The following is a 14005-nucleotide window of genomic DNA, read 5'->3' on the forward strand; positions in this document are numbered from 1 at the left end:
GATTTATACTTTTTAAGTAAGTGAGGTTGATAAAATGAATAAAAAAAGAATTAGTCTTATTATGATTTTATTTATGCTAACTCTTATGACAGAGGTTTTTGCGGATAATAGCTTATTATTTCAAGAGCCAATTGCTCCAGGAGTTGTCAGGTATAAATATGAAATTCATAAAAATAAAAAAAGTGCTCAGGCAAATGTAGTTACAGTAGATTTAAATAATCCACATATAAAAATAAATACAGTTGCAGGAGGAGGGACTTATACAAACAGAGCAACTGTTTCACAAATGGCAGATAGAACTAATGCAGTTGCTCTTGTAAATGGAGATTTTTTTACTATGCAGCTTCAAGGAGTGCCTCTTGGTGCTTCTATAATTGATGGAGAAATCAAATCTTCTCCTGCAGTTTTAACTGATATTTGGTCTTTTGGAATTGATTCAAACAATACAGCTTTTATAGATAGTACAAAATTTGTTGGAGTAGTTACTGCACCAAATGGAAAATCTTATCCAATTGATGGACTCAATAAGACATATTATTGGTATCAACCATCAAAGGAATACTCTCATGAATCAAAAATTCAAATGTATGATTCTTTTTGGACATCTAAATCAAGGGGAGATAGCACTGCTGGAGAAATTCTCCTTTCAGAAAATAATGTTGTAGAACAAATTGTATATAGAAAAAATTTAGATATGAAAATACCTAATGGAAAGAAAATTTTACAGGTAAGCGGTGGATCTGAAAGATTTATGAGAGATAATGTGAAAGTTGGAGATAAATTAGAAATAAAAACTAATATTGAGCCCAATAGAAATTGGAAAATGATGATAGGCGGACATGCTCTTTTAGTCGATAACGGTGCCATAAAAAAATATACAAAAGATGTTACATCAATTGGCGGAGTTAGAGCTAGGACTGCAGTAGGAATTAGTCAAGATGGAAAAACTGTTTATATTGTTACCTCGGAAGGAAGGACTAGTAGATCAGCAGGACTTTCGCTAGATGAACTATCACAATTCATGTTAGAACTTGGTTCATATAAAGCTATGAATTTAGATGGTGGCGGTTCAACTGCGATGTCTGTTAGAAATTTAGGTGATATTAAAAGAACTAGAGTAACAAACCCTGAAAAAAATGGGACAGAGAGAAAAGTTGTAAATGGTCTTGGAGTTTTTAATACTACAAATAATACAGGAATAATTGTAGATGGAAAATTTGAAGGCGATTTAAATGCAATTGTTGGAGAACAAATTAACTTAAAATTAAAATCAGCATGGGATGAATTTTTAAATCCAATTGGTATTAAAGATCGAACGTATAGTATCTCTGAAAATCAAAAAAGTGAAAATATTTTAAATGGATCTACTTATTTATCAAAAGTCCCAGGAAAATATCCTATTACTCTTAAAACAAATAAAGGAGAAAGTTTCACAAAAGAAATAAATGTAGCTGATGCTTCAAATTATAGTAAATTTGATATTACAACAGAAAATAACATTATAAAAAGGGGAATGAATTTAAAAATTAATGCTACTGGAGAATATAATGGCAGAAAGGTAAATATTTCTCCAAGAGTAATAAATTATTCCTTTGAAGATTTAAACGCAAGTGTCGATCCTAATAATTTTAATATCAATATAAAAGATTATGGTAAAAATCCAAAAATAATTGCAAAAATTGGAAATAAAGTTTCAACTCTTTCACTATATGATGAAAATACAAAATTAATAAAGATGAAAGTTGATGATGTGAATTATAAAATAAACGGAATCTCTAAAAAAATGGATGCCAAACCTTTTATAAGAAATTCAAGGACTTTAGTTCCACTTAGATTTATTGTAGAAGCAATTGGCGGAGAAGTTAATTGGAATGGCGAAAGCAGAGTCGTTACAGTTAATAATAATGGAAAAGTTATTGAACTTACAATTGATTCAAATGAAATAAAAATTAATGGCAAAAGCTTTAAAATAGATCAACCTGCCATAATTAAGGGCGACAGGACTTATGTTCCAATTAGATTTATTGCAGAAAATTTGGATATGAGTGTAAATTATATAAATGAAACTCGTGAAATTGAGATATCTTCTTACGGAACCAAAAATGAAGTTGATGTCTTAGATATGAATCAAGAAGAGAATAAATTAGAAAATAAAAATAGTGTAAACCAAAATCAAGTGGAAGAAAACCAAAATGTAGTTGAGAATGTAGAGGTTAATTCTAAAAATAATTTAAATAATGATGGAAAAAATAATGATAAATTAGTTAATGAAGATAATGATTCTAATAATGTGATTTCATTTAACTAAGGACATTCTTTTGGTAGATCTTACTATAATATGCTAAAAAAGTAGATAGAACATAATAGCAAAATAAATAGACTCAGGAAAATTTCCTGGGTCTATTATTAAACTTAGAAACTCTAAAGTAGTTTCTCTTTTTAATTTTCTAATATCATTTCACCAATTTTATAAACATCGCCAGCACCCATTGTGACAATGGTATCATCTTTTTTAGTATTTTCTTTTAAAAATTTTAAAATATCTTCGAATCCTGAAATATAAAAGACATTTTCTCTGTGGGAAGAAATCGCATCTCTCAATGTTTTTGAATGTATATCTCCATAATCTTTTTCTCGAGCTGCATATATATCTGTTATTATAATAACATCTGATTCATCAAATGAATTAGCAAATGCGTCTAATAAAAGTTTAGTTCTTGTAAAAGTATGAGGTTGGAAAACTACATATAATTTGCCCTTGCAACTTCTTTTAATTGCGTGAACAGATGATTTGATTTCAGTTGGATGATGTGCATAGTCGTCCATTATTTTAACACCATTATAGAAACCTTTTTCTTCTAGTCTTCGCTCTACGCCTTTATAATTTTTTATTCCTATGATTGTATCCTCCAATGAAATATTATTTACATAAGTTGCGGCAATTGCTGCTAGAGAATTTAGAATATTATGCTTTCCAAGAACAGAAAGTTCAACACGATTAACTTTTTCACCCTTTAGGTATAAGTCATAAGAAGGAAAACCAAATTTATCAAATTTAATATTTTTTGCCATAAAATCGGCATCATTATTTATACCAAAACTTACAACTTTACAATTATTTATCGGAAAAAGAGTATTTACATTTTCATCGTCAATATTTAAAATTACATAGTCGTCTTTTTTAAGATTATCAACATAAGTTTTAAAAGTTCGAATTATATGATCAATATTGTCAAAGAAGTCGAGGTGATCTTCATCAATATTTAAAATAATTTCTGTAGTTGGAAAGTATTTCGAAATATTTGCCTTATATTCACAGGCTTCTGTTAAAAATAGATTTGAATCGCCAATTTTTATATTTCCATTTATATCTTTTAATTGACCACCTAGCATAATAGTCGGATTTATTTCAAGATCTTTTATAATCTCTGTAATCATTGAAGTCGTAGTAGTTTTGCCATGAGTTCCAGAAACAGCAATAGATTTTTTATAATTTTTCATTATAGCACCTAGAAAAGTGGCCCTGTCTACAAGATCAATTTTTTCTTTTACAGCTTCTCTATATTCTTCATTGTCAAAACTAATTGCATCTGTAAAGATAACTAAATCCATTCCCTTTATGTGTTCTTTTTTATGTTCATAATAAATGGTAGCTCCATTTTTTTCTAATTTTTCTGTATTAACGGAAGGACTTCTGTCGCTTCCAAAAATATTGTAGCCTTTTTCAAGCATTAGTTCTGCAAGGGCAGACATACTTATTCCACCAATTCCTATAAAAAATATATTTTTATAAGTACTTTTATCTATATTTATTTCAAACAATTTACTTCCTCCAATTCTTTATAATTATAACATAAATTTCATAAAGAAAATAAATAATAAATCTCAAAAATTAAGTAAAATAAGGTTAGATTTTTAACTAATATATTTAATATATATTTATTTTGTGCTATAATATGATAAAGAAAGAGAGGATGATACTTGTATGAACATAACAGATGTTAGACTTCGCAAATTACCAACAGAAGGGAAGCTTAAAGCAATAGTATCTGTAACCTTTAATGACGAATTTGTGCTTCATGACATAAAAATAATTGAGGGTAATGAATCTTTATTTTTAGCAATGCCAAGTAGAAGACTTTCAAATGGAGAATACAGAGATATCGCACACCCTATTAATTCTGAAGCAAGAAAAGAACTTGAAGATGCAATTTTCAAAGAATATTATGAAGTAAAAGAAAAGCTAGATTCTGAAGAAGAAAAATTTGAGGAAAGCATTCCCGAAAAAAAAGAAGAATTAATTTAATAGTATGTTTAAAGGCGTAGAGGGAGTTTATCTCTCTCTTTTTAATTAAAAAAGGTTAAGAATTGAAGTTTTTTCTTAACCTTTAAAAAATTCTTTAATTAAATTTTAATTTATATCACTAACAAAAACTATTTCATTGTTTTTGTAATAATATTTAGGAAGTCGTCTATTAAAATGACTTATAAAAGATGTTTCGCAATCACCAGAGTATTCACAAATATCTCGAACTTTTATTTCTTCACTACCTTGTTTACCAATTAAAACTACTTCATCGCCAATTTCACAATCTACTCCAGTGGCATCAACCATCATCTGATCCATACATATTAAACCAATCTGCTTGCACTTTTTGCCATTAATCAAAACTTCAATTTTCCCTGACAAAATTCTTGGAAATGCATCAGCATATCCAAGGGGAAGGGTTACAACTTTTGTATCTTTTTCGCATTTATAATATCTTTCATAACCAACGGTTTCTCCACTTTTTACATATCTTATTGAAGCAATTTGTGCTTTTATTGAAAGTATTTCTTTTAAATTAAATTCTTCTGGAAGATTTTCGACATCTGTACAGCCATACTGGATTATACCAGGTCTTACCATATCGAGATCGTATTCTCTGTGAAATAAAATAGAAAGAGAATTTGCTATGTGTCTATATTTAAAGTAGCAACCATTCTTTATAAGTTGATCTGTAAAAGATTTAAAGATTTCAAATTGTTTTTTAGTAAATTCTTTATCAGAGTGACAAGCTGCGAAATGAGAAAAAATTCCTTCTGTATAAATATTTTCTAATTTAAAAATATTTAAAATTTCGTCTATTGACTCGTCCTTTGGAAAAAATCCTATTCTAGACATTCCACTGTCAACTGCAATGTGAATTGTAGCTTTTTTGTTTAATTTTTTTGCAGTTTCATTTAGTTTAAGAGCATCTTCGAGAGAATAAATTGTAAGAGTTATATTGTTATTAATTGAATCTTCAAATAAATATGGAGGAGTGTATCCAAGGATTAGTATATTTACATTAGGGAACTCTTTTCTAAAAACTAAAGCTTCATTTAAAGTTGCAACTGCATAATATTTTATTCCTAGGTCGCAAGATACATGGCTTAAAGGATTTGCACCCAATTTATAAGAATCACTTTTTACTACACTCATAATTTCTGTATTTGGACTTAATTTATTTAAAATTTCTCTCATATTGTTTTCAAAAGCATCAAGATCTATTTCAATCCATGCTGGTCTTGTTAGAAAATCTTTCATTTTAATTTCCTTTCCATTCTTTGTTTATAATCTTTAAACATTATATCACATTGAAGAATACAAAAATTTAAAAAATAAAAACTGCCAAAAGGAAGTCATAAATTAATATTCTTTTTCAACAAGCAGTATATTTAAAATTACGGCTAATATTGTTCCTCCAGAAATGCCCGAAGAAAGAAGTGAAGTTATAATTGTTGGAAGTTTTGAAATAATATCTGGTCGCATTGTGATTCCAATTCCAACTCCAATTCCTTCAGATTATTATAATATTTTTTGTATAAAATTTTGCACGACTTAAAGATTGAACTCCAGATGCCAAAATTGTTCCAAACATTAAAATTCCTGCACCACCAAGTATTGATGTAGGCATAATTGAAACTAGAGTTTCAAGTTTTGGACAAAAACTCATTATATTCAAGTTTCATTGTATTGTACTTTTTCAAAGCAAACTCCTTTTCTAATGTCAATTTATCTACTATAATTATAGTAAATAAATTTTAGTATATATAAAAATCACTGACGATAAATTTAATGGAGGTATAATGTATTTATTTGTAGCATTAGGAGGAGCTTTAGGCTCAATGTTTAGATACTTTCTAAGTAGTAATATAAAAGATGGAGGAAATTTTCCGCTTCCAACTTTTATCATAAATTTGTTTGGAGCATTTTTAATTGCACTTATTTCATTTTATGTAGAAAAAAATAAAATAGACAGCAGATTAGTTTTATTTTTAAAAGTTGGATTTTGTGGAGGATTTACAACATTTTCTACATTTGCTTTTGAAATATTTAATTTAGAGAAGAATGGAAATATATTTTTTACAATTTTTTATCCCCTTGCAAGTATAATTTTCTCAATTATTTTAATTTATCTTGCAAAATATATTATTTTTGGAAGATTTTAATTTAATAAGTTTGTAAGAATTTTGTTCGGTTTTTTGTAATTTTTGTTTGTTATTATATTTACACAAGGAGGGATGAAGTGGAAAATTATAATATCTTAGTTGCAGAAGATGACAAAGAAATTGCCAGATCTATTGGAATTTACTTAAAAAATGAAAATTTTAATATTTTCTATGCATATGATGGACTAGAAGCAATAGAAGTTTTTAAAAGTGAAAAAATTGACCTAATTATAATGGATCTTATGATGCCAAAATTAACTGGGGAAGAGGCGATTGTAAAACTTAGAGAAATTTCTGTTGTCCCAATAATTATTTTATCTGCAAAATCAGAGGACACTGACAAAATTTTTGGACTTAATATTGGAGCTGATGACTACATTCAAAAGCCATTTAGTCCCATGGAACTTATTGCTCGTGTTAAGAGCAATATTAGAAGATTCTATGCCTATGATTTAAAAAATGAAAGAAATTTTATTGAAATAGGAAATATAAGATTAGACCTTTCAGAAAAAATGGTCTACGTAGATGAGAAGCCTGTCACTTTAACTTCTATCGAATTTAAAATTTTGGAACTTTTGATGAAAAATCCAAATAGAGTTTTTTCTATTGAAGAAATTTATGAAAGCGTGTGGAATGAGCCTGCAATGGAGGCAAAGACTGTCACAGTTCACATTAGAAGAATAAGAGAAAAAATAGAAGTTAACCCTAAAAAGCCAATGTATCTAAAAGTTCAGTGGGGTTTGGGTTACAAATTTGAAGATTTGAGGCGAAAATGATGAAAAAAAATTCTTACAAACTTAGTTATTTTGTTTTGGCAATTGCATTAATTTCTTTAATATCAATTCTTGTTGTTGCATTTTTATCTCCAGAAAAACAAGATTCAGTGTATCGTAAAAACTATACAGAGAATATTATTTATCAAACTATTGATAGTTCATTAATTGGAGATGATTATGGATATAATGAAATTTTTAATTATGCCATTAAGTCATACAAGTTAAAATATTTTGATAAAGACGGAAATGTTGTCACAGACCCAGATAGCATTGAAGTACAAAAGAAAAAAGATGACTTAAGGGAAAGAGGACTTGATCCCGAAAAGTATTTGGAAGATTGGATGGTATCTAATCCAGAAATAAAATCTGAATATAAGACTTTTTATCTTACAAATAATTATGAAAAAAGTGAATTTGAACCCTTGGATTTAAAACTTGGAGATAATGATCTTTTAATAACAGGAACTGTAAAAGATAATAAAGTAAAAATTGATAAGGTGGAAAAGAGTCAAGCTCTTAAAGACAGTGAGTACAAATTTTTAGATAAATCTTTTGTAAATAAATTAAATGAAAATCTTAGAAATATAAATGGAAAATACAATATTAAAAATATGAAGTTTGCTTACTACACATCTCTAGATGATGAAGTTTTTAACAGTATTGATAGAGATATATTTAGAGATAATTCTTTTAAAGAAATTTTAATAAGCATAGTTTTTGCGTCAATATTGTCATTAGTATTTTCACTTTTCTTAAAAGTCGAAGAGATAGATAAAGTTGAGAAATTAAAAAAAGTTTTCAAATTTCCAATAGAGGCTGTAATTTTACTTCTAATAATATTTTTAATTTTTGGCCTAAGGGTGCTTGATATAAATCTTCTTTACTCAAATTTATATTTATTTTATTCATTGTACTTCATAGGACTATGTATAATATCTCTTACAGTTTCTTATTTCATAATTTTACTAAAAAGTATATTTAATAAAGATACTGATAATTATTTAGTGAAAAATTCTATAATTAATAGGATTTTTAAAGGTTTACTTGCGGAATTTTCAGAAAATGAATTAGGTGATGAATCTTATAAAAAAATAAAAAATGCAAAAACTAAATTTACCATGATTTATTTTGGGATTTGTTTAGTACTTTTTATATTATTTTTATTCTTGGCAAGCATCCCTAGTTCTACAAATAAAGGAATAATATTCCCAATGATATTATTTGGAATTTTTATTTACTATATACTTCTTAAAAACATTAATGAAGTTGCAAGAATTAATATAGAATCTAGTGAAATTGTGAAGGGAAATTATTCTCATGAAATATCAAGAAGTGAGGGGCTTTATGAAGGAATAGTTAATAACTTTAATAACATAGGATCAAATTTAAATGTGGCAGTTGAAGAAGCAATAAAATCTGAAAAATTAAAGACGGAACTAATCACAAATGTGAGTCATGATTTAAAAACTCCACTTACTTCAATAATTAATTATTCTGATTTACTTTCAAAGAAAAATAATACAAAGGATGAAATAGAAGAATATTCAAAAATAATAAACGAAAAGTCTAATAAACTAAAAATTTTAATAGAAGATTTATTTGAAGTGTCAAAGGCAGCATCAAATAATATTGAATTAAATAGACAAGAATTGGATTTTAATTCTCTTGTAGCACAATCTGTTGGAGAGTGGGAAGATAAAATTGCAGAAAAGAATATAGAAATAATTCAAAATCTTCCACAGGAAAAAGTAATTCTTGATATAGATGGACAAAAATTTTCAAGAGTTTTGGACAATTTATTTTCAAATATATCAAAGTATGCACTTGAAAACTCAAGAGTATATGTGGAATTAAAAAATGGTGAAAATATAAAATTAACTATAAAAAATATTTCTAAATATCCGCTAAATATTTCCTCAGAGGAATTAATGGAAAGATTTACTCGTGGAGAAAAGTCTAGGACTACATCTGGTTCAGGACTTGGCCTATCAATAGCATCTTCCTTTGTAAGAGCTCATGGAGCAAGTTTTGATATAAATATTGATGGAGATTTGTTTAAAGTAATAATAGAATTTTAAAATTTAACAAGATTTAAAGGAAAGTTCGGTTAAAAATTTATTTTGCCGGACTTTTTTCTATTTATTAAAACTTGACAAAGGTAAAACGATACTATATACTCAAGGCGAAAATATAAATGCCAGCAATAATAAATAATAAGAGGTGAGAAAAATGGAACTATCAAATGGAGAATTAATGGTAATGGAAGTTTTATGGGAAGGTGAATGCTTAGATGAAAATGGAGAAATCCAAGCTCTAGAATTATCAAAAGTATTAAAGGAAAAATATGACTTGGGTAAAACATCTTGCTACACTTTTTTTGGGAGGCTCTTAGAAAAGGGAGCAATAACCAGAAGATATCCTAAATACACAATAAAACCAATTGTCACAAGGGAAGAAGCTTTGGAAAAACAAAGAGAAGAAGCCATAGATAAATTATTTCAAAATTCTTTTATAAGTTTTTGTAAAACATTTTTAAAGGATAAAAAAATAAGTAAAGAAGAAGTTCAAGAGATGAAAAATATAATTAAAGATTTTGAAAAGTTAGAAAAATGAGAATAGGTCTAGTAAGTTCAGCACTTCTTTATAAAAGTTTAAAGTCTATTTTAATAATATTTATAATTTTAATTTTTAGAAAGAGATTAAATTTAAAAAGTATTAAAGGTGCCAATACCATATTATGGACTCTTCTCTTAATATATTTAATATTTCCAAAAGATATACTATTCAGTTTAGAAACCTATGAAGGATCAAAATTTATAAAAATAATTTTTGCACCATCAATTTTGATAAATCAAGCAGTAATAAATATTACATATAAATTTCCATCATTATCATGGATTAATAGGATAGTAGGCTCAATTTTAGTTATTATTTATACAGTATATCAATTTATAAAATTTAAAAGAGTTATAAGCAATTCTATTGAACTAAAAGACAGGACTCATTTAAATGAATCTCTAAAAAAATTTAATATAAAAAGAGAAGTGAAAGTTTATATTAATGATGAAATAGACACCCCTATAACTTATGGAATATTTAGACCTAAAATAATTTTACAAAAAAGCATTTTGAAAGACTGGGATTTATTAGACCATGTATTAACTCACGAGCTAGTACATATAGAAAAATATCATATTTTACTTAGTCACTTAAAAAATTTAATAATATGTCTTTACTGGTATAATCCTTTTTTAATAATTAGTTTAAGATATTTTGAAGAAGATATAGAGATAAACTGCGACCAAATAGTTATAGGAAAAATAGGAGATAGCTTAGAAAATAGGAAAAATTATTGCCAGTCACTGCTTAAATTGATAGAAAGGCAAAGAGAAAATGATAAATTTGTCTTAAATTTAAGTCCAACTAAGGAAAGGATGTTGACGATGAAAAATTGGAAAAAAACAATGTCAGGTACATTTACTTTAGTATTTTTATTAATGTTATACATACCAGTAATTACAAATGCCGTAGTAGTAGACGAAAATGAAGTTATATCAGATACAAAAGGAATAGAAGAAGTTTATGTAAATGTGGACAATAGAGTTAAAGAAATAACAGATGAAGAGTATGAGAAGTTAGATTTATATGAAATCCCAACTAATGGTTTAAGATCAGCTAACATAGATGAAAATAGAAAATTAGCAGGAGCTTCAAGTGATTTTTATACATTCAACATGAATTCAATTTTTGGAAAAGACCATAATGGATTTACTATAAGAACGAGTGAAATGTATTGTAGAGGCGGTGTAGATTATAGAATAGTAATAAAAGAAAATGGAAACATAATATATGAATCAAGATATTATCAAGGAGTAAATTTAAAAATTAAAGCCTTTGTTGGAAGTAGTTATAGAGTTATTATAGATAATGAGTCTGAGAATCCATTGACTTATAAAATAAACATAAGTAGTTATGTAAGATAGGAGGAGTATATGAGATATTTGAATCCACAGAGGTATAAGAATGGAGATTAGAAAGATTACTATTAGGATGTTATATAATAACCCAAAATATTGGTCATACAATTGATATTTTATTTTAAGGAGGAGATTTTATAAAAAAAATATGCTTATTTATTATCACTATATTTTGTTGTCTTTTTATTGGTGCTAATGTTTTTGCAAATGATACTATTAACAATAAAGAGGTATTAGTACCAGTTAGAGATTTTTTTGAAAAAAGTGGTTATGAAGTTAGATGGAATGCTAAAACAAAAGATGTTTATATTATAGATGAAAAAGAAAATGTAATATTTGTTTTTGGAAAAGAAACTTCTAAAAATAATATTATTTTATTAGGTAACAAAGCATACTTTAATTTGAAAGATTTAAAAAAAAGTAAGTTTATTAGTAATATGGATCTTAATAGGGAGATTCAAATAGCTTACAAAGATAAAAGATTTTTAAATTTAAAAAAAGGTAGTAGAGTGCCAAATTTTATATATGTAAAAGATAATGAAATCCATGATCTTTACGATATATTGGATAAAAATAACAAAACAATAATAATATTTTGGGCTTCTTGGTGTCCAAATTGTGATGAAGTAATAAATTATTTAGAAAATCATAATATTAAAGATATGAGTAATATAAAAATAATTACTATTAGTATTGATAGTATCCCTCAAAAATCCAATCATTTTATAGCTATGAATGATCCAAAAAAGGAAACTTTCAAAGCATTTAATGGAAATTATGTACCTACTGCGTTCGTAATTTCCGATAATGATATTGAAAATATCATAGTAGGAAGTGATGATATTTTAGGATTTTTCAATAATTCGATGTTTTTTGATGATATTTGAAAATAAAGTAATTATAAGGAGTTAAAATTATGCTATATGAAATTAAATATATTTTATCAAATAAGAGAAAATTAATATTATTAATAAACTTGATGTTCTTAATCAGCTTCATATTTATTTTTAATAACATGGTATTTGCATCTTCTACAAATGCTGATCTTTATGACCAAGAAGATTTAATTATTAAGCAAGCTAAGAACTATATTTTAAAGGATAAGGAAGGATATGTATACTTTGATATACAAAAAGCTCAAAAAGATAGAGTTTCTAAAGATGTAATAGAAGTTGGAAAAATAGTAAATGAAATTACCGAAAGCTATAAAAACAATAATTTTAGCTATAATAGAAATGGGTTAAGAGAATATTCTTCTAAGAATTTAAGTGGATTAGGTAGATATGGTCATTATTGCGGTAAAGGTAATGATGGCTGGGATAAAACTCCAATTGATGAGTTAGATGCAGCATGCCAAAACCATGATAGGTGTTATGTCTGGGGAGGAGATAATACTATTTGCAATGAAAGATTTTGTAATGCATTGGAGGAAATAATTAATTTTGGAAGTGGAACTCTAAAGGTTAATTATGCAAGAGCCGCTAAGTTAATTTTTTGTAATTAATATTAATGAAAGCAAATATAAAAAAAAATTTTAAATGTAGGAGTGATTGATGTGAAAAAAATTGTAAGTTTATTATTAGTTTTTGTATTAATTCCAAGCATAACTTTAGCAAAAAATGTTCAAACTATTCAAACTATGATAATTCAGAAGTAGTAGAAACTATAATATTAGAAGAAAATGAAAATAAATTTGTTAAGCAAGATACATTAAATGATGGAACAATAGTTGAATCAGGCGCTATTCTGCTTCCTGAAATACAGTCTTATGATTACAGTGGAGGTAGCTGGGATTCTGGGGCATGTTATTCTAATGTAAGAGGTCTTTATGTGTACAAAGAGATTGATGGCAACAGAATACAATTCACAGCGGATGTCGCTTTGGTAGATCCGAAGTGTGGAAATGGAAGCAAAATTTTAAGAGGATATGATATTACTTTGAATAGGAAAAGAGGTGGTTATTTTACTACAACTTCATCAACACAATATACAGCTAACCATAGTGGATACAGTGTTTCCTTATATGTCAGTGATGGAAGAATGTGGACTGATTAATAGATATTAAAGGGAGATATAAGTTGAGGACAAAACAGCTTTTAATATATATTATAAGTATAATAATATACTTAATTTTAGTTTATTTATTAAATAGACGCACAAATAAAAAAGAACTATGTATGGAATTTCAATAATAAGTTTAATATTATTAGTTGGGCTTAAATACTTAGGCAGTAAATATAATATTGACTTTTTAGGTTCCGATAAATTTATAAATACTTATCTAAAGTTAATGTGCATTATAATTAATATTCCTATTTTATTTGGAGGATATAAAACTATAGATTTTTATGTTATTAAGAAAAATTTCAAGGACAATCAAGCTTTAATTATTAAAATTATCCTGCTGATACTATTACTTTTTTTAGTATATATTAGTTACACGTGGTGGGGTATTGCATATTATTTTTTATTTTAAAAATATTGTAGAAAAATCAGATAATTTAGAATGACTACTAGTGCTAGAATTCCATAAAGGGAGGTGAAATTTTGAAGAAAGGTTTAGCTATTTTTCTTATATGTTTGTCATTTTTTGCTGGATTTTTCGTAAATAATACTATTGCAAAGAAAAATCAGGGCTTGACAAAAACTCAAATGGAAAAATTACTTAATAGAGAAATTTCCAAAGAGGAGTGGAATGAAATGACTCAAGATGGTGATGTAGAAATGATTGGTGGGGCTAATGGACCTACACAAATTTATACTAAATCAGATAAATAA

General features: G+C 26.8%; 15 protein-coding genes and 1 pseudogene. 12 read left to right on the plus strand and 4 right to left on the minus strand.

The window, feature by feature from the left end; all coding sequences use genetic code 11:
* The first annotated feature begins 34 nt into the window (after positions 1 to 34).
* On the plus strand, positions 35 to 2308 hold the full coding sequence (locus RH95_RS00595; RefSeq protein ID WP_010242240.1) for a stalk domain-containing protein: 2274 nt from the start codon (positions 35 to 37) through the stop codon (positions 2306 to 2308).
* A gap of 131 nt (positions 2309 to 2439) precedes the next feature.
* Here RH95_RS00595 and murC read toward each other — a convergent pair whose 3' ends face one another.
* On the minus strand, positions 2440 to 3822 hold the full coding sequence (murC, locus tag RH95_RS00600; protein ID WP_010242242.1) for a UDP-N-acetylmuramate--L-alanine ligase: 1383 nt from the start codon (positions 3820 to 3822) through the stop codon (positions 2440 to 2442).
* A gap of 163 nt (positions 3823 to 3985) precedes the next feature.
* Between murC and spoVG the strand changes: the two genes are divergently transcribed.
* Positions 3986 to 4306 carry a septation regulator SpoVG gene (spoVG, locus tag RH95_RS00605; RefSeq protein WP_010242244.1) on the plus strand — a complete coding sequence of 107 codons (321 nt, stop codon included), beginning with the start codon at positions 3986 to 3988 and terminating at the stop codon, positions 4304 to 4306.
* Positions 4307 to 4411: 105 nt separating this feature from the next.
* Here spoVG and alr read toward each other — a convergent pair whose 3' ends face one another.
* The 3 genes from alr to RH95_RS09735 all read right to left on the minus strand — a co-directional run bounded on the left by alr (position 4412) and on the right by RH95_RS09735 (position 5978).
* Positions 4412 to 5569, minus strand: coding sequence for an alanine racemase (gene alr, locus RH95_RS00610; protein WP_010242246.1), 1158 nt, complete (start codon positions 5567 to 5569; stop codon positions 4412 to 4414).
* A 102-nt stretch (positions 5570 to 5671) separates the two neighbouring features.
* A complete protein-coding gene (locus tag RH95_RS09865; protein WP_010242248.1) occupies positions 5672 to 5794 on the minus strand; it encodes a hypothetical protein in 123 nt (40 codons plus the stop codon).
* 28 nt (positions 5795 to 5822) lie between these two features.
* On the minus strand, positions 5823 to 5978 hold the full coding sequence (locus tag RH95_RS09735; RefSeq protein WP_010242250.1) for a solute carrier family 23 protein: 156 nt from the start codon (positions 5976 to 5978) through the stop codon (positions 5823 to 5825).
* A 133-nt stretch (positions 5979 to 6111) separates the two neighbouring features.
* On the opposite strand from RH95_RS09735, the gene crcB reads away from it, so the two are divergent.
* The 10 genes and pseudogenes from crcB (at position 6112) to RH95_RS00660 (ending at position 14005) form a co-directional block, all read left to right on the plus strand.
* Positions 6112 to 6474: a fluoride efflux transporter CrcB gene (crcB, locus tag RH95_RS00615; RefSeq protein WP_010242252.1), complete on the plus strand. Its 363-nt coding sequence runs from the start codon at positions 6112 to 6114 to the stop codon at positions 6472 to 6474.
* 77 nt (positions 6475 to 6551) lie between these two features.
* Positions 6552 to 7250, plus strand: coding sequence for a response regulator transcription factor (locus tag RH95_RS00620; protein WP_010242254.1), 699 nt, complete (start codon positions 6552 to 6554; stop codon positions 7248 to 7250).
* Entirely contained in the window at positions 7247 to 9328 is a 2082-nt protein-coding gene (locus RH95_RS00625) for a sensor histidine kinase (RefSeq protein ID WP_235777699.1), read from the plus strand. The genes RH95_RS00620 and RH95_RS00625 overlap by 4 nt, the downstream gene beginning before the upstream one ends.
* 151 nt (positions 9329 to 9479) lie before the next feature.
* A complete protein-coding gene (locus RH95_RS00630; protein WP_010242256.1) occupies positions 9480 to 9863 on the plus strand; it encodes a BlaI/MecI/CopY family transcriptional regulator in 384 nt (127 codons plus the stop codon).
* A complete protein-coding gene (locus RH95_RS00635; RefSeq protein ID WP_010242257.1) occupies positions 9860 to 11233 on the plus strand; it encodes a M56 family metallopeptidase in 1374 nt (457 codons plus the stop codon). Before RH95_RS00630 ends, RH95_RS00635 begins: the two co-directional genes overlap by 4 nt.
* Positions 11234 to 11442: 209 nt before the next feature.
* A pseudogene (locus tag RH95_RS09905) lies at positions 11443 to 11583 on the plus strand (stalk domain-containing protein); the annotation flags it as partial.
* Between the two features lie 81 nt (positions 11584 to 11664).
* Positions 11665 to 12114 (plus strand): TlpA family protein disulfide reductase, encoded by a 450-nt coding sequence (locus RH95_RS00640; protein WP_158309956.1) that lies wholly within the window; start codon positions 11665 to 11667, stop codon positions 12112 to 12114.
* 29 nt (positions 12115 to 12143) lie between these two features.
* On the plus strand, positions 12144 to 12731 hold the full coding sequence (locus RH95_RS09165) for a phospholipase A2 family protein (protein ID WP_010242260.1): 588 nt from the start codon (positions 12144 to 12146) through the stop codon (positions 12729 to 12731).
* 326 nt (positions 12732 to 13057) lie between these two features.
* Positions 13058 to 13282 (plus strand): hypothetical protein, encoded by a 225-nt coding sequence (locus RH95_RS00650; protein ID WP_010242261.1) that lies wholly within the window; start codon positions 13058 to 13060, stop codon positions 13280 to 13282.
* A 492-nt stretch (positions 13283 to 13774) separates the two neighbouring features.
* On the plus strand, positions 13775 to 14005 hold the full coding sequence (locus RH95_RS00660; protein ID WP_010242262.1) for a hypothetical protein: 231 nt from the start codon (positions 13775 to 13777) through the stop codon (positions 14003 to 14005).

This window comes from Peptoniphilus rhinitidis 1-13 (assembly GCF_000246925.1).
Lineage (GTDB): Bacteria > Bacillota > Clostridia > Tissierellales > Peptoniphilaceae > Peptoniphilus_A > Peptoniphilus_A lacydonensis.

Bases quoted from the DNA above. Each gene is read 5' to 3' on its own strand.
- RH95_RS00640 (WP_158309956.1), top strand. From the start codon at position 11,665: ATGGATCTTAATAGGGAGATTCAAATAGCTTACAAAGATAAAAGATTT.
- RH95_RS00635 (WP_010242257.1), top strand. From the start codon at position 9,860: ATGAGAATAGGTCTAGTAAGTTCAGCACTTCTTTATAAAAGTTTAAAG.
- crcB (WP_010242252.1), top strand. From the start codon at position 6,112: ATGTATTTATTTGTAGCATTAGGAGGAGCTTTAGGCTCAATGTTTAGA.
- RH95_RS00630 (WP_010242256.1), top strand. From the start codon at position 9,480: ATGGAACTATCAAATGGAGAATTAATGGTAATGGAAGTTTTATGGGAA.
- RH95_RS09735 (WP_010242250.1), bottom strand. From the start codon at position 5,978: ATGAGTTTTTGTCCAAAACTTGAAACTCTAGTTTCAATTATGCCTACA.
- RH95_RS00625 (WP_235777699.1), top strand. From the start codon at position 7,247: ATGATGAAAAAAAATTCTTACAAACTTAGTTATTTTGTTTTGGCAATT.
- alr (WP_010242246.1), bottom strand. From the start codon at position 5,569: ATGAAAGATTTTCTAACAAGACCAGCATGGATTGAAATAGATCTTGAT.
- RH95_RS09865 (WP_010242248.1), bottom strand. From the start codon at position 5,794: ATGCGACCAGATATTATTTCAAAACTTCCAACAATTATAACTTCACTT.
- RH95_RS00595 (WP_010242240.1), top strand. From the start codon at position 35: ATGAATAAAAAAAGAATTAGTCTTATTATGATTTTATTTATGCTAACT.
- spoVG (WP_010242244.1), top strand. From the start codon at position 3,986: ATGAACATAACAGATGTTAGACTTCGCAAATTACCAACAGAAGGGAAG.
- RH95_RS09165 (WP_010242260.1), top strand. From the start codon at position 12,144: ATGCTATATGAAATTAAATATATTTTATCAAATAAGAGAAAATTAATA.